General features: G+C 57.0%; 15 protein-coding genes. 3 read left to right on the top strand and 12 right to left on the bottom strand.

Going from position 1 to position 18,318, the window contains the following annotated elements; genetic code table 11:
* The first annotated feature begins 44 nt into the window (after positions 1 to 44).
* Positions 45 to 2,198, top strand: a complete 2,154-nt coding sequence (locus Q4G72_RS07795) for a glycoside hydrolase family 97 protein (protein ID WP_303310856.1) — start codon at positions 45 to 47, stop codon at positions 2,196 to 2,198.
* 178 nt (positions 2,199 to 2,376) lie between these two features.
* Here the strand turns inward: Q4G72_RS07795 and Q4G72_RS07790 are convergent, their stop codons facing one another.
* The 12 genes from Q4G72_RS07790 to Q4G72_RS07735 all read right to left on the bottom strand — a co-directional run bounded on the left by Q4G72_RS07790 (position 2,377) and on the right by Q4G72_RS07735 (position 14,716).
* The gene (locus Q4G72_RS07790; protein WP_303310855.1) at positions 2,377 to 3,213 is read right to left on the bottom strand and encodes a cyanophycinase; all 837 of its coding nucleotides are present in this window, start codon (positions 3,211 to 3,213) and stop codon (positions 2,377 to 2,379) included.
* Positions 3,214 to 3,340: 127 nt separating this feature from the next.
* Positions 3,341 to 4,261 (bottom strand): isoaspartyl peptidase/L-asparaginase family protein, encoded by a 921-nt coding sequence (locus Q4G72_RS07785; RefSeq protein ID WP_303310854.1) that lies wholly within the window; start codon positions 4,259 to 4,261, stop codon positions 3,341 to 3,343.
* A gap of 125 nt (positions 4,262 to 4,386) precedes the next feature.
* Positions 4,387 to 4,587, bottom strand: coding sequence for a hypothetical protein (locus tag Q4G72_RS07780; protein ID WP_303310853.1), 201 nt, complete (start codon positions 4,585 to 4,587; stop codon positions 4,387 to 4,389).
* A 354-nt stretch (positions 4,588 to 4,941) separates the two neighbouring features.
* The gene (locus Q4G72_RS07775) at positions 4,942 to 5,619 is read right to left on the bottom strand and encodes an RES domain-containing protein (protein ID WP_303310852.1); all 678 of its coding nucleotides are present in this window, start codon (positions 5,617 to 5,619) and stop codon (positions 4,942 to 4,944) included.
* Positions 5,620 to 6,085: 466 nt separating this feature from the next.
* Positions 6,086 to 6,427 (bottom strand): STAS domain-containing protein, encoded by a 342-nt coding sequence (locus Q4G72_RS07770; protein ID WP_303310851.1) that lies wholly within the window; start codon positions 6,425 to 6,427, stop codon positions 6,086 to 6,088.
* A gap of 19 nt (positions 6,428 to 6,446) precedes the next feature.
* Positions 6,447 to 6,845: an STAS domain-containing protein gene (locus Q4G72_RS07765; protein WP_303310850.1), complete on the bottom strand. Its 399-nt coding sequence runs from the start codon at positions 6,843 to 6,845 to the stop codon at positions 6,447 to 6,449.
* A gap of 159 nt (positions 6,846 to 7,004) precedes the next feature.
* Positions 7,005 to 8,624 carry a family 43 glycosylhydrolase gene (locus Q4G72_RS07760; RefSeq protein ID WP_303310849.1) on the bottom strand — a complete coding sequence of 540 codons (1,620 nt, stop codon included), beginning with the start codon at positions 8,622 to 8,624 and terminating at the stop codon, positions 7,005 to 7,007.
* A gap of 69 nt (positions 8,625 to 8,693) precedes the next feature.
* The gene (locus Q4G72_RS07755) at positions 8,694 to 9,779 is read right to left on the bottom strand and encodes a glycoside hydrolase family 43 protein (protein ID WP_303310848.1); all 1,086 of its coding nucleotides are present in this window, start codon (positions 9,777 to 9,779) and stop codon (positions 8,694 to 8,696) included.
* A gap of 1 nt (position 9,780) precedes the next feature.
* On the bottom strand, positions 9,781 to 10,878 hold the full coding sequence (locus Q4G72_RS07750; protein WP_303310847.1) for a cellulase family glycosylhydrolase: 1,098 nt from the start codon (positions 10,876 to 10,878) through the stop codon (positions 9,781 to 9,783).
* 117 nt (positions 10,879 to 10,995) lie between these two features.
* Positions 10,996 to 12,900 carry a DUF294 nucleotidyltransferase-like domain-containing protein gene (locus Q4G72_RS07745; RefSeq protein ID WP_303310846.1) on the bottom strand — a complete coding sequence of 635 codons (1,905 nt, stop codon included), beginning with the start codon at positions 12,898 to 12,900 and terminating at the stop codon, positions 10,996 to 10,998.
* The gene (locus Q4G72_RS07740) at positions 12,893 to 13,603 is read right to left on the bottom strand and encodes a 3'-5' exonuclease (RefSeq protein WP_303310845.1); all 711 of its coding nucleotides are present in this window, start codon (positions 13,601 to 13,603) and stop codon (positions 12,893 to 12,895) included. The genes Q4G72_RS07745 and Q4G72_RS07740 overlap by 8 nt, the downstream gene beginning before the upstream one ends.
* A 12-nt stretch (positions 13,604 to 13,615) precedes the next feature.
* On the bottom strand, positions 13,616 to 14,716 hold the full coding sequence (locus Q4G72_RS07735; RefSeq protein WP_303310844.1) for a LacI family DNA-binding transcriptional regulator: 1,101 nt from the start codon (positions 14,714 to 14,716) through the stop codon (positions 13,616 to 13,618).
* Positions 14,717 to 15,064: 348 nt separating this feature from the next.
* Here Q4G72_RS07735 and Q4G72_RS07730 point away from each other — a divergent pair, with 348 nt between their 5' ends.
* Entirely contained in the window at positions 15,065 to 17,185 is a 2,121-nt protein-coding gene (locus Q4G72_RS07730; protein WP_303310843.1) for an alpha-L-arabinofuranosidase family protein, read from the top strand.
* A 12-nt stretch (positions 17,186 to 17,197) separates the two neighbouring features.
* On the top strand, positions 17,198 to 18,193 hold the full coding sequence (locus tag Q4G72_RS07725; protein ID WP_303310842.1) for a glycoside hydrolase family 43 protein: 996 nt from the start codon (positions 17,198 to 17,200) through the stop codon (positions 18,191 to 18,193).
* The last annotated feature ends 125 nt before the right edge of the window (positions 18,194 to 18,318 follow it).

The raw sequence follows: 18,318 nt of genomic DNA, 5'->3' as shown, positions 1-18,318 counted from the left end.
GCAGCAACCCGGTTGCAGGAAGCTAACTGTCCTAAATAACAATTATGATGAAACAACTTCCCGGTTTCCGGTTGTCTGCTCCCCGGCACAGCCAATGGTTTCTGCTGCTTTTTGCGTTTCTGGTATGCCGTGCGGCCAGCGCAGCGGAAATCAAGTCTCCTGATAAGCAACTGACGCTGGACTTTTCGGTGCAGCCCGGCGGCGTACCCACGTATAGCCTGACTTACAAAGGCCGCGCCGTGATAAAGCCCAGCAAGCTGGGGCTGGAGCTAAAAAACACTACTTCGCTCACCAGCGGTTTTACTATCACCGACACCAAAACCTCTTCCTTCGATGAAACCTGGAAGCCGGTTTGGGGCGAGGTAAAAGAGATTCGCAACCATTACAACGAGCTGGCCCTTACTCTGACCCAGGCAGAAACCAGCCGTACTATTATCCTGCGCTTTCGCCTGTTTAACGACGGCCTGGGCTTCCGCTACGAATTTCCGCGGCAGCCCAAGCTCGATTACTTTACCATTAAGGAGGAGCGCACACAATTTGCCCTGGCCGGCGACCATAAAGCCTTCTGGCTGCCCGGCGACTACGACACCCAGGAGTATAGCACCGTTACCTCCAAGCTCTCGGAAGTACGCGGGCTGATGAAATCGGCCGTGACGGGCAATGCCTCGCAGACTACCTTCTCGCCTACGGGGGTGCAGACGCCCCTCATGCTCAAAAGCCAGGACGGCCTGTACATTAATATTCACGAGGCAGCGCTGATTGATTACTCCTGCATGCACCTGAATCTGGACGACAAAAGCTTCGTGCTGGAGTCGCATCTGACGCCCGACGCGGTGGGCGACAAAGGCCTGTTGCAGACCCCGGCACTCTCGCCCTGGCGCACTATTATTGTGAGCGACAAAGCAGGCGACATTCTGCTATCCAAGCTGGTGCTGAACCTGAATGAGCCCACTAAATTCAAAGATGTTTCCTGGATTAAGCCCGTAAAGTACGTGGGCGTATGGTGGGAGATGATTACGGGCAAGAGCACCTGGTCCTACACCAACCAGGACAACATTAAGCTCGATTCTATTGACTACCGCAAGGTGAAGCCCAACGGCACCCACGGCGCCAACACGGCCCACGTGAAGGAGTACATCGATTTTGCGGCCAAGCACGGTTTTGATGCGGTGCTGGTAGAAGGCTGGAACACCGGCTGGGAAGACTGGTTTGGCAAGCACAAGGACTACGTGTTTGACTTTGTGACGCCCTATCCCGACTTCAACGTGCCGGAATTGCAGCAGTACGCGGCCAGCAAGAATGTGAAGATCATTATGCACCACGAAACCTCCGGCTCCGTGCGCAACTATGAGCGCCACCTGGATTCGGCCTTTCAGTTTATGAACAAGTACGGCTACGATGCGGTGAAGACCGGTTACGTAGGCGACATTGTACCCCTGGGCCACCACCACTACGACCAGTGGATGATAGACCACTATAACTACGTGCTGAAAAAGGCCGCTGACCACCATATTATGGTGAATGGGCACGAGGCCGTGCGCCCCACGGGTCTGGCCCGCACCTACCCCAACCTCATCGGCAACGAGGCAGCCCGCGGCACGGAGTACGAATCCTTCGGCGGCAATAATGCCGACCACACCACCATTCTGCCCTTCACGCGCCTCATCGGCGGGCCGATGGACTACACCCCGGGCATTTTCCAGACTAAGGTCAGTGCCTACAATCCGCAGAATAACTCCTTTGTGCACAGCACACTGGTGCGGCAACTGGCCTTGTACGTAACGATGTACTCGCCCCTACAAATGGCCGCTGACCTGCCCGAGACATACAACAAGTACCTCGACGCTTTCCAGTTTATCAAAGACGTAGCGGTGGACTGGGATGATACCAAGGTATTGGAAGCGGAGCCCGGTGACTACATCACTTACGCCCGCAAAGCCAAGGGCAAGAGTAGCTGGTTTGTGGGCAGCACCTGCGACGAAAATGGCCGCACCTCCAAAATCAGCCTGAGCTTCCTTGACCCGAAGAAGAAGTACGTGGCTACCATCTACGCCGATGCCAAGGATGCGCACTACGAAAAGAACCCGCAGGCCTATACCATTCGCAAAGTCACGGTAACCAACAAATCCAAACTCTCGCAGTATTGTGCGCCGGGCGGCGGCTATGCCATCAGCCTGATAGAAGCCGGCAGCAAATAGCCTGGCGTAAACACAAAGTAACCGGGCTCGTTCCGCTCCGCTACAGGAAAGCATGTTGCTACCTGTGGTGAAGCAGGACGAGCCCGGTTCGATAATTGGCAAGTTCCTGCGGGCTTGCATCTGGCCCCAGGGGTACCTTCAGGACTAAGTTTTATGGCAAAGACTGGTCTGGTTTCTACTACACCGGAAGGGTGTACTGTTCCCCACTGGCCAACAAATGCACCTTCAGGTCGCGGATGGAAAATACCTCCCCGGGCTTAATCCGATAGAGCGTGTTGCCGGTGCAGTCGTGGCCATCTACCAATACCACAATGCCATTGCCGAGCACTTCCATTTCTTTGCCTTTGCTGATGAGCACGGCCGTATCCTCTTCCAGGCCCAGGCCAATACAGCCGGGGTTGGTAGCAATGATCTGAGCCATGCGCACGATGCGCCCGCGGGCAACAAAGTGTGTATCAATAGCTACATCCCGCAGCAGCTGCAGGCCGGTAGTAATATGAATCTCATCTTTGAGGTAGCCGGCATCGTTACGACCCTGATAAATCATGGGGGTAGACATAGCCGCTGCCCCGGCACTGGTACCCGCTATTATTATGGGCTCCTGCATATACCGCTCGTACAGACGCTTCAGCACCTGGGTACCACCTAAAATACCCGTAAGCCGGAGCTGGTCGCCGCCAGTGAACATGACACCATCGGCCTGATTGATCAAATCCAAAGCCTCCGGACTATTAGCCTCCGTGCGGCTTTGCATATTCAGCACCTTCACCTGCTTAATACCCAGGGAGGTAAATACTTTGATGTAGTCTTTAGCCGCTTCTTCTGGCTGTTCGGAAGCGGTAGGAATGACGACGACCGTGCCTTTGCTGGCTAGCTCATCCACGAAGCGCTTCAGGATAAATTCGGCCGAGGCATCGTCGCTATCCTGCTGATCTTTCTTGTCCGGTGATTCTCGTTGCTCGTGCCCGCCAATGGCCAGTAAGCGGCCCTTGGGAATGGTGGTAAATGCAGTCATTAGTACTTTAAAGTATATATAGATACCGACGACACGTGCCTAACGGGCACAGCGCCATCCTCTTGGAAGCTGGCAGGCCTCCGAGAGCCGAGAATCTCCTTTAGCATTCCCGCGTTTTGGGAGGAGTTTAGTCCGCGGCTTCGTCGGTCCAGATAGCTACGAAGGGCTCCTCCTCCCCGATGCGGTAGCCGCGGCGCATCACGTTGCAGTTGGTTTCCAGGGCCACGTTGCCGTCTTTATCAATGGCAATAAAACCTTTGTCTCCTTTCAGATCTTCGGCCCGCAGTTCAAGCGCTTCACGGCAGGCTTCCGGCGCCGAAAGGCCTTTGTACTTCACCAGCGCATAAATTTCGTGCGCCAGTGCCCCCCGCATGATTACTTCCCCGTCGCCGGTGCAGGAAACAGCGCAAGATTCGTTGGCAGCGTATGTACCACCACCCAGCACGGGGCTGTCTCCCACACGGCCTTTCAATTGGCCTTCGATGCCACCGGTGCTGGTGGCGGCGGCCAGGTTACCATCCTGATCCAAGGCTACGGCCCCTACGGTGTCTTTTTGGGGCACTTTCTCCTGCTCCTGCACAATTTCCAGCCACTCTTGCCGGGTCTTCTCCGTTTCGAAGTAGTGCACTGCCTCTATTTCCAGTCCATGCTGCAGCGCAAACTCCAGAGCACCATCGGCGGAGAGGTACACATGGGGGCATTTCTCCATAATGGTGCGGGCCAGACTAATGGGGTTTTTCACGTACCGCACCGTATCCACAGCGCCGGCTTTCAGGTTGCTGCCGTCCATGATGGAGGCATCCATCTGTACTTCGCCCTGCAGGTTCAGGCTGCTGCCGCGCCCGGCGTTAAAATGCTCGTCGTCCTCCAGTACCCGCACGGCGGCTTCCACCGCGTCCAGCGCGCTGCCCCCCTGGTGGAGTATCTCCCAGCCGGCCTGCAAGGCCTGCTGCAATCCTTCCCGCTGGGCCGCTTCGGTTTCCGGGCTTAGCTCGCTTGGGTCCATAGTGACGGCCCCACCGTGAATGACAATGGCGTATTTTTTCATAAAAGAGCATAAAAAGAGGCTTCGCCAGCAGCATCCAGACGGATGCCGGAGAAGCCTCTTTTACGATGGAAGATTAGGGAGGAATTATCCTCGTGCCAGGGATAATGAGAACAAGAACTGAGGGGCTACCAACCTAAGTGACTAGTATTAGTAGTGGGACTGGGCCAATCATTATTGCGGCTGTCCAGCGGCGATAAGTAGGCATGGTCGTTTTCGCTCGGCAAGGGGTCAAAGTCCTGAAAACGGGCATTGTTGCGGCGTACCTGCTCGTTGATTTTCCAGTCCGGTTTTTGCGCTTGGTTTTTGGTTGTGGTCTTGGTATTCATGGTACTGTTATTAAAGTAAGTCAGCCTTTTTATGGGTTGCTACTCGCTTAATTCAAACGGCCGTTGCACAGCCGAGGATGCCTAAAGATGCCCCCGAGGGTATTTTTAAGTATGTTTTGGGAAGCTCATCCGTAGATTCATCAGAGTCTCGGAGAGAAACACGGAGCAGGCCGCCCTTCGCTACTCTGGAAGCGTCAGGCACGGGTTATTTCTCGTTTTTTCTTTGATATAGTTCTGCCTCCCGCTCTTGTCTCGTCCTGCTCCAGTCACCCGCGCTATACCGGTCTATTGGCCGTTGCCTTTTAAAAGGCTTGATTAAACCTCACCTTAATATATGTATTTTCTATTATTTAATTATACTTCCCATTTACCCTTCCGAAAGTGGCATTCCGTGGCCACTGCGTTTTCCCGGAGTATCCAGTTACCGGGTCGGCCCTGCCAGGTCAGGCGCCCATCCGGGGCAGGAGGGCCGGCAAAATCCAGGGAGCATACGTCCAGGCTTTCCGTTTCTACCCGGTTTACCCGCAAGGCTTCCACATACTGCAGCGTCAGCTTGCCTTTATCAATACAGGAAGGGTGCAGCGCCAGGTTGTGTGCCGGGGAAGGCATGGCGGCCGAAGGGTAGAGCAGCCCATCGAAGGCGGTGCCTAGCTGGCAGGCCTCCGCAATGGCAATAGACAGGCGGTAGTTATGCGCCTCATCCTGACCGGTTACTGGTTTGGTGAAGGCGCGTGTGAGAAAGTTGGAAAGGTGGCGGACGGGGGCCGGCAGTTGGGACAGGGCACGCCGCAGGGCGGTATCCCGGTCCGTGTGGGGGTCATCTACGCCCAGTTCTGCGGGCGCGAACGTAACAATGCGCAGGGGCCGCTGGGTTTGCCAGCGACTGATGATGATAGGGTCTTGCGGCTGCACCCCGGCTTCAAAAAAAGGAGGATGCCAGGTAGCGCTGCAGTAAAACATGGGCACGCCGGCCCGGCTGGCCCGTTGGTCGTGGTGCACGCGCCCGGCCGGCGGATACGAAACCTCCTGCAAGCACCTAGGGCGGTGCGCGCCTGCAATACCCCGGTAAAGAGATACACCCGCCGGAAAATTCAGACAGCGCAAAGCATGCCCTTCCAGTAGCGCCTGAACTCGAATGCAAAGCTCCTCTATTGAATAGTGCTGCAAATCCAGGTGCTGAAGCGAATGAATCTCTCGCTTGAGGGTAGACTGCTTAGAAGAAAGTGTAGGCATGGAAAGCAAAAAACCATTACGGCCAGGGCGTGCTGCCTGCCTGGCCCCTCCGCAGTGGAACCGGTTATGGCTAAGTGCGCAACCCTAACGAGAAAAGTGCTTATCAGCAGCCTGACCATACGTGGCCAGGCTGCTTGCCTATACGAAGTTCTAAAAGGGGAAACCGGTAAAAACGGCTCGAATAAATACGGATTTTGCCTGATAAAAACGGAGGCGCTTCCCCTAAAATACTGAGCGGGGCTGCTTGCAGAGCTCTTAAAAAGGTCTAGTTTGTCCAGCGGGTACAGGCTTCGGCATCCAGCAAGGAGGCGGCTATCAGGAGCTGGTCTTCTGGCAGACCCGTATGTGCCGGAAGGCGACAGGAGGCTGGCGGATGACAAAGCACTACCTGTACTCCTATTTGCCGCAGCCGAGAGGCTTCCTGCATTACCAAAGTCAGTGCCTGGTCCTCTAACTCATCCATATGACTGCAATCCACCCAAATATTGGGGCGCCCGCTCCGGCCGGCACGCTGCAAAGCCTCCCGCAGGGAGGCAAGGGCGGGGTCAGGCTCGTTGCTTAAAATAAGTAGATAACTGTTGTGTAGAATTTCCCGATCAATGCGCATGGAATTAAATAAACGGTAACTATTTAGGTTGAAAAGCCATAATTCGGGAAGTGGTTGGCACCTCTTCCAATAGCAAATCCTGAGGGCCTCGGTAGGCCTGGGCAGGCAAGAGAGACAATACCTCTGCCAGCCCCGTAGCGGTTAAATGGGTGGCTACATCTGACGGCAAGCCACACCAGTGAAGCTTAATCCCTTCCTTCCGGGCCTGGCGGTCCAGTTGCAGCAGGGCACGCTGGGCCTGGCTGCTGAGCGACTCTAACTGTCGGCAGTCTATCCATATTTCCAGACTGCGTATTTCCAGCACAAAGCCTAAGGCCTGCTGCAGGTGCATAATTTCCTTCGGCTCAGTGCAATTTCCCCGAATACTGATTCCCACACTGCCCTGATAGCCGCCGGTGTAAATATGTAAATTCGACATGGCAGCGGAAGACTCTTATACCTAGAATATCAAATCTAGGCATGTCCTCAGAGAATGTTGCCGAGTAAAACACTGATTCTCACACAGGAAAACACGTAATAATGCCTTTGTCGCCTCAGCCGGCTTGACCTAGTTCCAGGGCATATACATAGAACGAGCCTACTTAGAAAGTGACGACGTAAGCTTAAAGTCTTCAAAAACCGCTTCTGCCGAGTTAGGGCCTTTTACAAGTAGTCCGGCGCGGATGCCCCGGTCCCAGGGCGGCAGATAGCTTCCATCTACTTTGGTGCCATCAGCCGGCATCTTGTGCCAGTTTTGTCCCCCATCAGCGCTCCAGACGAAGGCAAACCGGCTTCCTTCCTTAGCATCCAACATCATTAGAACCGTTTTGGTAGCGGGTAGCGCAGTTTCTTCCAGCACTTTCAACTGCCCTTTTTCCGTGCGGGCGAGCTGTATTTTCCCATTTCCAGCCAGCAGGGCCAGCGTGTTGTCCTCGTCGCCGTGCACGGCCAGACCAGCGTGGGCACCGGCCGGCAGCGCGGCATAGTTTGTCAGCGTAGTGGAAGCAATAAAATTGGGGGAGGTTACGGATTGCCCAAGAGCCGCACCCGAATGATCGGGGCGGGCGGTGAGGTGCAGCTGCCCGCCTTGCAGGCTAAAGGCAGGACGCTGCTCTATCGGCCACTGCCAGGAGGGCTGTAGCACGGCACCTTTAAAATCGTCGGTGAACAGTCTTGGAAACAGAGGATTAGCCGATACCGGCGTGCTACCCCCTTTGAAAGTAGGCCAGCCACTTTCGGTCCAGACAAACTCACTGAGCACGCCCTGACGCCCCACAAATTGCCGGCCATCATTATTGTAAGCGTGGTGCAACAGGTACCAGCGGCCTTTGTCCTCCACCACAGTGCCGTGGCCCGGGCATTTCCAGGTATCGTTATTCATCAGCACTGGGTTCCGGGTGTATTTCTCCCAGGGGCCCAGCAGATTCTCGGCGCGAGCTACGCCGGTGGCATAAGTGCAGCCGCTGCCGCAGCAGCCATTGGCCGCATAAAAAGCATAGAAGTAGCCATCATGGCGCACCATCGAGACGCCTTCTACCAGGTTACCTTCCCAGGTGCTGGCATCATTGCGAAACAACTCCACCTTCTCCCCTACCAAGGCTGTGCGCTCCTCATTCATACGCTGCGCCCAAATAGGGGTAGGCTCCTGCACACTGTTGCCGTCTTCCTTCCAGATGAGATATAACTCTCCTTTTTCGTCGCGCATCGGAAAGCCGTCGATGGAGCCATGCGGCTGTCCTACCAGCGGGCCGTGGTCGGTATAAGGGCCGGCCGGATTAGTGGCGCTGGCCACGCCTACGGCCAGGTTGCCGCCGCGCCGGTGGGCCGTGTAGTACACGTAGGTTTTGTTTTTTTCCTGGCTGATTTCCGGAGCCCAGAAATAGTAGTCGGCCCAGCCGGGTGGGCCATCCGGAAACACGTGGCCCACCAACTCCCAGCTGGTCAGGTTGCTGGATTTGAGCAACGGAAATGCCGGGCCCCAATTGGAGGAAGTGGCCGTAGCCCAGTAGGTGGTGCCTACCTTGGTTACGGAAGGGTCTGGGAAGTCACCCGGAAGCACCGGATTGGGCAAAGCCACTGCAGCGGACGCCATTCCACTTTTTCTAAGCGTGGTGGCCGGGCTGGTAGTGACTAAGGGACGCTGGCAGGCCGTCAGCAGCCCCAGGCTCACTATCAAAGCCTGGGCGGTATACAATTGATGGGCAAGGAAGCGGCGCATAGCGGTGGATATTCGGATGAGTGGATAATGGTGCAATTTCTATGGGGTGCGGCTGATCCTAAGCCGGGTTTATTGCTCGCCGGAGGGACGGGGCAGGGCTACGCCGGCCGGCTGGGGAGAACCGAAATTAGGTGTGCCATCTGCGTTCCAGGAAAAGGGCTGCATGCGCGGGCTGCGCTGATTACCGCAGCCCTGCCCGGGCTGGCTGTTGGCGTGGTACAGAATCCAGTCCTGCGTGCCATCCGGAGACTTAAAAAAGGAGTTGTGTCCCGGTGCGTAGACGCCCGCAGTGGCATCCTGCCGGAATACCGGCTCCGCCGATTTCGTCCAGGAGCGCTGCCGGCGCAGGTTACTCCCCGGAGTGGCCGTGAGCATGCCCAGGGCATAGGAATCGGTCCAGCAGCCGCTGGCGGAATACACCAGGAACAGCTTATCGCCGTGCCGTAATATCTGTGGACCTTCGTTTACATCCACGTGGGGCGGATTCTCCGGGTCGTGCAGGTCCCCATCCTTTTCCCAGGCATACTGCGGGGTAGAAATCAGCTGCCGCCGGCCTTTCACCTGCCAGGGATTCTTCAGCCGGGCCAGATAAATGCTTTGCCGGCCATTGGTGTCTCCTTCCCACCCCGACCACACCAGGTAGAGCTTTTTCCGATACTCGAATACCGACCCATCAATGGCCCATTTGTTGGTGCCATCGGTGAGCTGCCCTTTACTGATCCAGGTGCCCTGCAGGGGGTCGGTAGAAGCATTTTCCAGCACCCAAAGCCGATGAGTCTGGTTGCTGCCGGCATCGGCGGAGTAGTACAGATACCACTTGTTGTGGATGCGGTGCAGCTCGGGTGCCCAAATGCCGTGCGCGTTAGGCCCTTCAGCGGGCGGGGTCCACACTACGCGGCCCGCAGCCTGGGAAAGCTGACTCAGGGAGCGGGTTTTCCAGACGGTGATGTTGTGGCCGGTGGTATGGGTGTAGTAATAATAGCCTGCGTGGTAAATACTCCACGGATCAGCGCCGGAGGGCAGCAGTGGGTTGGTAAAGGTGGCAGCAGCCGTTTGCGCTACGCTCGGAGCGGTGACCAGCAGGCACAGAAACAGTGCTGTGCCCTTTATTTGGTTTCGCAGCGCCGCGCAAAAGCAAGCCAGATACGCTGCCATGCTACTTGCCGTTGAGCTTCTTGATCAGGTCGGTTTCATCCCGCCGGTAGGGCTGCCCATCCTGCCGAAATACCTCATGAAACCACTCAATGGGCTCGCTGCCATCGGCCAGGGGCGTATCCCAGGCATACTTGGTGTTGGTTTTGCCTTCCACCAGGCCCCAGTTAATAGCGCCCACATTTTCCCGCTTCAGCAGGGGCATAATGTTGGCAAAGCGGCTGTTGCGGGGCCGGGCCATGTACTCCGTACAGATAACGGGGCGGCCGCTGGCTTTCAGCAGCTGGATAACCCGCAGGTGCCAGGCCTCGTCCTCGTAGTCGTGGTAAGTGATGATGTCGGAATGGCGGAGCTGCAGTGCATTCAGCGCAGTAAAGTCCCAGGCCCAGAGGCCCACACTTAGCGGCTGCTCGGGGTTTACTTCGCGGGCCCAGGCAAATACGTTGCGCACCAGCGGCAAGGAGGTCGTGCGCTTTTCGGAGTTGCCGGGCTCGTTGTACAGGTCCCAGAATAGGACGCGCTTATCGGTTTTAAAAGCAGTCAGCACATCCTGCACGTAGGGCTTCAGCTTAATGAAGGAAGCGGAGTCCCGCGAAACAGCATCGCCGGGGTCCTGCATCCAGCCGGAGTTGTGAATACCGGTTCTGGGCGCGGGCTGCAGGCCGGGCTTTGGCTCCTTGTTCCAGCAGTCGTCAAAAAACACGAAAATGGTCTGGATGTGGTGCTTGTCGGCCAGCGCCAGATAGTCATTTACCCGCTTCTTGAAGCCGGCCGGATCCTGCTGCCAGGCCACGCTGTGCAGGAACACGCGCATGGTATTAAAACCGATGCTCTCAGCCCAGCCCAATTCCCGGTCGATGGTGTTGGGGTCGAACGTAGCGGCCTGCCACATTTCCAGTTGATTGATGGCCGAGCTGGGCGCAAAGTTGGCCCCACTTATCCACGCGTGGGTTTTGTACCAGGCCTGCGCCCTTTCCGGGGTCCACCGCCGGTCAGCAGCTGCCACCACTGCTGGCGCGCCCTTGGTTTTGATCTTCGTTTTCTGAGCGTAGCTACCAGAAGCAGCCAGCAGCAGCCAGCACAGGAGAAGCAGTTGTTTCATGTGAGCAGGGAACGGGGTAAGAATAGACACTGCAAGCGAATAACTGACCCCACAAATTCGGGGCTTACTAAAGCGCAAAGACCGCGCGTGCGGGCCAACCAAACCGGTAGCCGCCAGCTACAGCGACTTGGTAAAACCGACTTTTATCTTCAATTGAAAATCTGCAATAACTTTGAATATTTCCTTGAGCGTGACCTGCTCCACCTGCGTGAGGCTTGACGGGTCCAGGTAATTAGTAGGCGGGGTCCGGTCGTTGATCAGCTGGTGGGCCTGCTTTTTCAGGCGCATGCCCATCAGATAGTAATAGGCCTGCAGCAGCTCCTGATATTCCTTTTCCTTAAACACGCCCTTTTCCCGCAGCTGCGCCAGCCGCTCGCCGGTATTGGTGCTGAAAATCTGCTGCTGCAGGGCATATACCCGCACCAGATCCACAATGGGCGTCATGGTTTTCTTGAGGTCGAAGACCTGCTGGCCCTCCTGAGCAAAGGTGCGGAAGCCCCGGAAGAAGGTGAGCGGAGGCTCATACTGCAGGGCATTTTTGGCCATAAAGAACAGGAAGCGGTCCAGGGGCTGGGCCAGTTCCTCGTGCAGGAAAGCCTGCAGCTCGTCCATCAGCGCGGCTTCGCCATACAAATAGCGGCAGTCGAAGAACGTAGCAAACTGCATCACCGTCTCCGCGTTCGACTCGCTCATCCAGGCGTGGTAGTTGCGCTTCCAGTGCGAGAGGGAGTGTGTCCACTTGGAGTTTTTGGCCATGAAGCCGCCCGTGCAGTAATGTAGGCCAATGTGGTCGAGCTGGTCGGAAACGGCGGCGGCAAAGCGCAGAAAGTAAGCGCGCACCAGCTCCCGCTGCTCGTTGGCCTTGTCCTCGTAGATAATGGCGTTATCCTGATCCGTGAGCAGAGTTTGCTCCTTGCGCCCCTCGCTGCCCAGCACCATGAACACGAATTTGGCGGGCGCGGGTCCTTGCTCGGCCAGCACGTTTTCTATCACCTTGAGGGAAATGGTATCAGCCACGGTGGAAATCACCTGATTCACGATTTCCGCCTTTACCCCGCGGCTCAGCAGCTGGTTTACAATGTCGGGCACCATTTCCCAGCGCCGCTTCAGCTCCCGGGTGCTTTGGGCCAGCTTCACGGCCTGAATAAACATGAACGGCGACTGGGCCAGGTCACTCAGCAGCTTATTCCGACTAATAAAGCCCACGTACTCCCCTTTCTCCTCTACCAGCAAATAGCGCGTCTTGGTCTGAAAAAGGCGCAGAATGGCCTCATACACGTAGGCCTCACTGGGGATGGATACCAGCGGCGTAGCCACTATTTCCGCCACGGGGCGGGCAGGATCCAGCTGCCGGGCCACCACCATATCGCGCAGGGTAATATCGGTGCAGTAGCCAATAATCTCGCCCGTGGTGGCGTCCTTCACAAACAAGCAGCTGACCTTGGCCGCAGCCATACGCTGTGCTGCCTCATAAATGGGTCGGTCGCTGGGGCAGGTGACCAGCTCGCGCACTTCCAGGGTGTTGATGCGTCGGGAAAAGAGCTGATCGGCTACCAGAAAGTTCTGCTCCGGTGTGGTGACAGGCTTTACGAAATGCGCAAACTCTTCATCCTGCATCCGCTCGCCGTAGCGGGCCGTGAAGTAGTGGAAGAATGGCTCGTAGGCCTGGCACAGGGCCCGGAAGTCGCGGCGCGGCAGCTGCAGCACCCGGGTGCCTTTGTGCACGATTACTGTGCGTAAAGAGCGTTTTTTGTTGAGCAGTATGGACATGCCTCCGTAGCAGGTGCCCGGGCCATACACTTCCGGCAGGCGCTTGTGCTGCTCGCTGTCGTAGAAAAACGTCTCGTACTCGCCCTCCACAATAATATCCAGACTGCGCAGCTTGGAGGTTTCCTGTTGATAGAGCAGGGTTTCCCGCGGATGACGCACTTCCTGGAGCAGGTCTACCAGGCCCTGCAGCACCTCATCAGGCAGCAGGGTAAAGGGCTCTACGGTGCGGAGAAAAGCAAGACGTTCATCCATATACCAGCCAGGCTAAAAGCGGAAAGCTGCCAACCGCGGCCAGCAGAAACAGCCATCTAAACGGTCTGGGTTTAGCCTGGTCTAATGGCTCCGTGAGGCGAGGTTGGCTGGCCATAAGCTCCGGGGTAATCAGCCCGCGGCGGCGCAGCTCGAAAAAGCACCGGGCGGTGGCCAGGGCATCGATATAGGCATCGTGCAGGCGCTCCAGGGGCTCATTGAACAAAAGCTCGTGCAACTCCTGTAAGCGCCAATGACGCTGCGCCGGCTTGCCTTTCAGGGAGGGCCAGGCAGGCTGCATGGTGCAGAACTGGGGCAGCTCAAGCAGTGGATTGTCCAGCTCAGCGCGCAGGAAGGCGGCACCCAGCACGTGAAAGTCCAGCTGCAGGAAATGGCCGATTACCCGAGGGGAATAGGTGGCCAGATCCCGCCGCAGGAGGCGCAGCACCGCTTTGGGGTCCCGACCATGAATGCGCATGAACTCGGAGGTCAGCCCGTGAATGGCCGTGGCGGAAGCCGGCATGCTGCCGGGCGGAATCTGCAGGTAGGCCTTGTTGGACTTGACCAGCTCCCCGGCTTCCGTGTAAATCACCCAACCCAGCTGGGCTACGTACGGCCAGGCCTGCTTTTCCGCGTAGGGACGGTCCCAGCGGGCAGGCAGCCCAGTGGTTTCCGTGTCCAGGAAAAGCAGATATTCCGGCGCCATCGTCCTGTCGGGTTAGGCTTTTTCGGTGGCTACGCTGGCGGAGGAAGCGTGCTCCTCCAGATGCCGCACTGAGGACTCACGCACCAGCAGCTCGGGGCGCAGGGCTACCTGCCGGGGGGTAAAGGGGCGGCCGTCGGCCTCAATTACTTCCAGCAGCAGCCGCACGGCCGCCTGCCCCATTTCCTCGCAACGCTGATCAATGGTAGTGAGGGTGGGCTCGGTGATGACCGTGAAGGCCTCGTTGCTGAAACCGGCAATAGCCAGGTCCTCGGGCACCCGTAGCCCCTGGCGCTTGGCTTCCTGCAGGGCTCCCAGGGCGCTGTAGTCGCCGGCTGCAAACACGCCATCGGGTGGGTTGTCGGAGGCAAGCAGCTGGCGCATGCCTTCCACGCCCTCCTGCTGGGTCATGTCGAAATACATAACCAGGCTTTCGTCTTCGGGCAGTCCAGCCTCGCGCAGGGCATCGAAGTAGCCCTGGCGGCGGTTTTTGTAGATATTCAGGTGCTGGGGGCCGGCCAGATGGGCAATACGGCGGCAGCCCTGGCTGATGAGGTGGCGCGTGGAAACGTAGCCTCCCTCCTGGTCGTCCAGGATAACGGCATTCACATTGTCGCCTTCCACTACCCGGTCAAAAAACACCAGCGGCATACCGCGGCTGCGTACTTTATCAAAGTGGCGGTAATCCAGCGTAGTGCGCGACAATGAAACCAGAATACCGGCTACCTGGGCGCTGAGCAGGATATCCAGGTTGCGCCGCTCCTGCGCCACGTCCTCGTTGGACTGGCAAATTATAACGTTGTAACCCGCCTTGCTGGCGGCGGTTTCTATGCCGTGCACTACGGAAGGGAAAAAGCGCCCTTCAATGTAAGGCACTACAATACCCAGCAGCTGACTTTTTCCTTTGCGCAGCGCCGAAGCCAGGCGGTTGGGCTGATAGTTATATTTCTTGGCCAGTTTGAGCACTTTCTGCTTCATGGCCGGGCCAATGCTATGGTGGTCGCTCAGGGCGCGCGAAATAGTAGTCATGGACACGCCCAGCTCCCGGGCCAGGTCGGCCATGGAAACGGGGTTACTATTATTTGAGTCCGATACTTGTTTTTTACGAGGTGCCATGAGGGAGTAAGCTACACAATGCTTTGTGTAAAGATAGGATTATCTGCGATGCGCCGGATAGTTGCGGGACTATATTATCGTTTTTTATCGTATTTCTGAGCAGGACAGGCATTATACAAGATAAATTTCGACTGAATGTTGAGCACAGACTCGCTTAATTTTTCAAGAAAATTATCTAGTTGTTGAGATTTACTTATTACTTTACACAAACGATTGTGCCACGATACGGATAGACTTCGGGTAGGTGGCCCAGCTGTTCCTCCTAAAAATCCCCATTTGCCGCAACGGCAGCCGTCTTCTTCCCCAAGTTTTCTGCCTGCCCTGCGCTTCCCTCATTTTATCTACTTCATGTCCACTCCTTCTTCCACCCGATTTGCCCAACTGGCCGGTAGCCTGGCTTTGTGCAGCACCGTTAGCCTGGCACCAGTTCTGGCCCAAACCAAGTCTTCGGCGGCTAATACTCTCACCGTGCAGGTGAACAAGCCCGGGGCGCCCATCGCCAAAACCATGTACGGCCTCTTCTTCGAGGATATCAACTTCGCGGCCGACGGCGGCCTGTACCCGGAGCTGGTAAAGAACAAGTCGTTTGAGCTGGATGAGCACCTGCTGGGCTGGCGCGGCATTAAGGGCGCAGCGGCCTTATCTACCTACACGGTTTCCGGCCAGCAGCCCATTAGCAATAGCAACAGCCACTTCCTGCGCATGACGGCCGCTACGGCCAGTCCCGATGCCGGCTTCATTAATGAAGGCTTCCGCGGTATGGGCGTGATAGAGGGCGCAGAATACACGTTTTCGGTGTATCTGCGGCGTGGCCCCGGCAGCGTAAGCGGCCTGAACGTAACGCTGGAAGAGGAAGGCCAGCGCGGCGCGGGACCCGAAGCGGCAGGCTCGGGCAGAGTACTGGCGCAAACGAAAATCACCGGCCTCACGGGCGAGTGGAAAAAGTACACCGCCGTGCTGAAATCAGCGGGCACGGCTCCACGGGCGCGCCTTAAGCTGACCATGGAAGGCGCGGGCACCCTGGATATCGATGTGGTAAGCCTGTTTCCAAAAGACACCTGGAACAAACGGGAGAATGGCCTGCGCACCGACCTGGTGCAGCTGCTGAAGGATATGAACCCCGGCTTTCTGCGCTTTCCCGGCGGCTGCATTGTGGAAGGCCGCAACCTCACGGAGCGGTATCAGTGGAAAGAAACCATTGGCGACGTAGCCTCGCGCGTGCCGCTGGTCAACCGCTGGAACATGGAGTTCAAGCACCGTTCTACCCCGGATTATTATCAGTCGTTTGGCCTTGGCTTTTATGAGTACTTCCAGCTTTCCGAAGACATTGGCGCCGAGCCCGTGCCGATTCTGAACGTAGGCATGGCCTGCCAGTTTAACTCCGCCGAGCTGGCTCCCATCAGCAGCACGGGTGGGGCCAGTGGCCCCAGCGCTTCTACCGCCCCAGCCGGCCACAACCACGCCGACGATGACCCCACGCTGGAAACCTTTATTCAGGACGCGCTGGATCTGATTGAGTTTGCTAACGGCCCCGCCAGCAGCGCATGGGGTGCCAAGCGCGTGGCCATGGGCCACCCCGCCCCTTTCAACCTGAAGTTTATCGGCATTGGTAATGAGCAGTGGGGCCCCCAGTATTTGGAGCGCTACGAGCCGTTTATGAAAGCTGTGAAAGCCAAATACCCCAACATGAACATCGTCTCCAGCGCCGGCCCCGCGCCCGATGGAGAGCTGTTTGAGAAAGCCAGCAAGCGCCTGCGTGAGCTGAAGGCGGAAGTAATTGACGAGCACTACTACGCCAAGCCGGAGTGGTTCCGTCAGAACGTGGGCCGCTACGACAATTACCCCACCACCGGCACCAAAATCTTTGCCGGTGAGTATGCCGCGCAGAGCGTAGCCATCGGCAGCCCCGACAACAAGAACAGCTGGGACTGCGCCATTTCCGAAGCGGCCTTTATGACCGGCCTGGAGCGCAACGCCGACAAGGTGATAATGGCCTCCTACGCCCCGCTGTTTGCCCACGTAGATGCCTGGCAGTGGACGCCGGACCTGATTTGGTTTGACAACCTGAAGGCATACGGTACGCCCAACTACTACGTGCAGAAGATGTACTCCACCAACCCCGGCACCACCATGCTGCCCGTGCAGCGCGGCGACAACGCCAAAAATGGCCAGGACAACCTCTTCAGCAGTGCCGTGGCCGACGACAAAACCGGCGAAATCATCGTGAAGCTGGTGAACTACTCCACCGAAGCCCGCCCCGTGACCATTAATCTGCAGGGGGTAAAGAAAATGGGCAAAGCAGGCAAAGCCATTGTGCTGGCCAGCAACGACCTGAACGCCGTGAACAGCCTGGAGCAGCCCATGAATGTAGCGCCCAAAGAAGAGCCCTTCAAGGTATCGTCTTCCAAGGTAACCTACACGCTGGCGCCTAATTCCTTCACGGTGCTGCGTATTCCCGGCAAGCGCTAAGCGGCAGGCATCATGAACCTGAAAAACCTGCTTCTACCCGCTTCCTGGCTGTGCCTGACTGGCCTGCTGACGGCTTCTACCAGCTGCGCGGTTGCGCAGACCTCCGCCGTGTCGGTTCCGGTGGCCGGCAACCCCGTCATCAAGGATAAATACACTGCCGACCCGGCCGCCCTGGTGCACAACGGCACCGTGTACCTGTATACCGGCCACGATGAGGCCCCGCCCCGACAGGAAGGCTATGTAATGCACGAATGGCTATGCTTTTCCTCCCAGGACATGGTGAACTGGAAAGAGCATCCCTCCCCCCTGAACGTGAAGAATTTTGCCTGGGCCAAAGGCGACGCCTGGGCCTCCCAGGTGATTGAGCGCAACGGCAAATTCTACTGGTATGCCGCCGTAGAGCACGGCTCCATTCCGGGCAAGGCTATTGGGGTGGCGGTTTCGAACAGCCCGACGGGCCCCTTCCAGGATGCGCGGGGTTCGGCCCTGATTACCAATAGCATGACCGAAAGCAAAATAACGTGGGATGATATTGACCCCACGGTTTTTGTGGACGACAAGGGCCAGGGCTATCTGTATTGGGGCAATTCCAACTGCTACTGGGCCAAGCTAAAGCCCAACATGACCGAGCTGGACGGGCCTATCAATAAGGTAACCAACCTGCCCAACTTCACGGAGGCTCCCTGGATTCATAAAAACAAAGGCTGGTACTACCTGAGCTACGCCTATCAGTTTCCGGAGAAGATTGCCTACGCCATGAGCCGCAGCATTGAAGGCCCCTGGGAATTTAAGGGGATTCTCAACGAGGTGGCCGGCAACTCCAACACCAACCACCAGTCCATTATCGACTTTAAAGGGCAATCCTACTTCATCTATCACAACGGCAGCATCCCCACAGATGGGGGCTCCTTTCGCCGCTCCGTCTGCATCGATTACCTGTACTACAACAAGGACGGCACAATGAAGCGGGTGGTCATGACCACGGAAGGCGTGAAGCCGGCGAAATAAGTAGCCTGAAGTCGTGAAGAAACTGTTATCCTGAGCTCTGCGAAGGACCTTATGGGATGAGAACGACCATAGTACCAACGACTCTTTCCCACGTGATAAGGTCCTTCGCAGAGCTCAGGATGACA

Source organism: Hymenobacter sp. BT730 (assembly GCF_030542105.1).
Lineage (GTDB): Bacteria > Bacteroidota > Bacteroidia > Cytophagales > Hymenobacteraceae > Hymenobacter.
The sequence above is the reverse complement of the archived record's forward strand: the minus strand, read 5'-3'. Positions and strand labels throughout refer to the sequence as shown.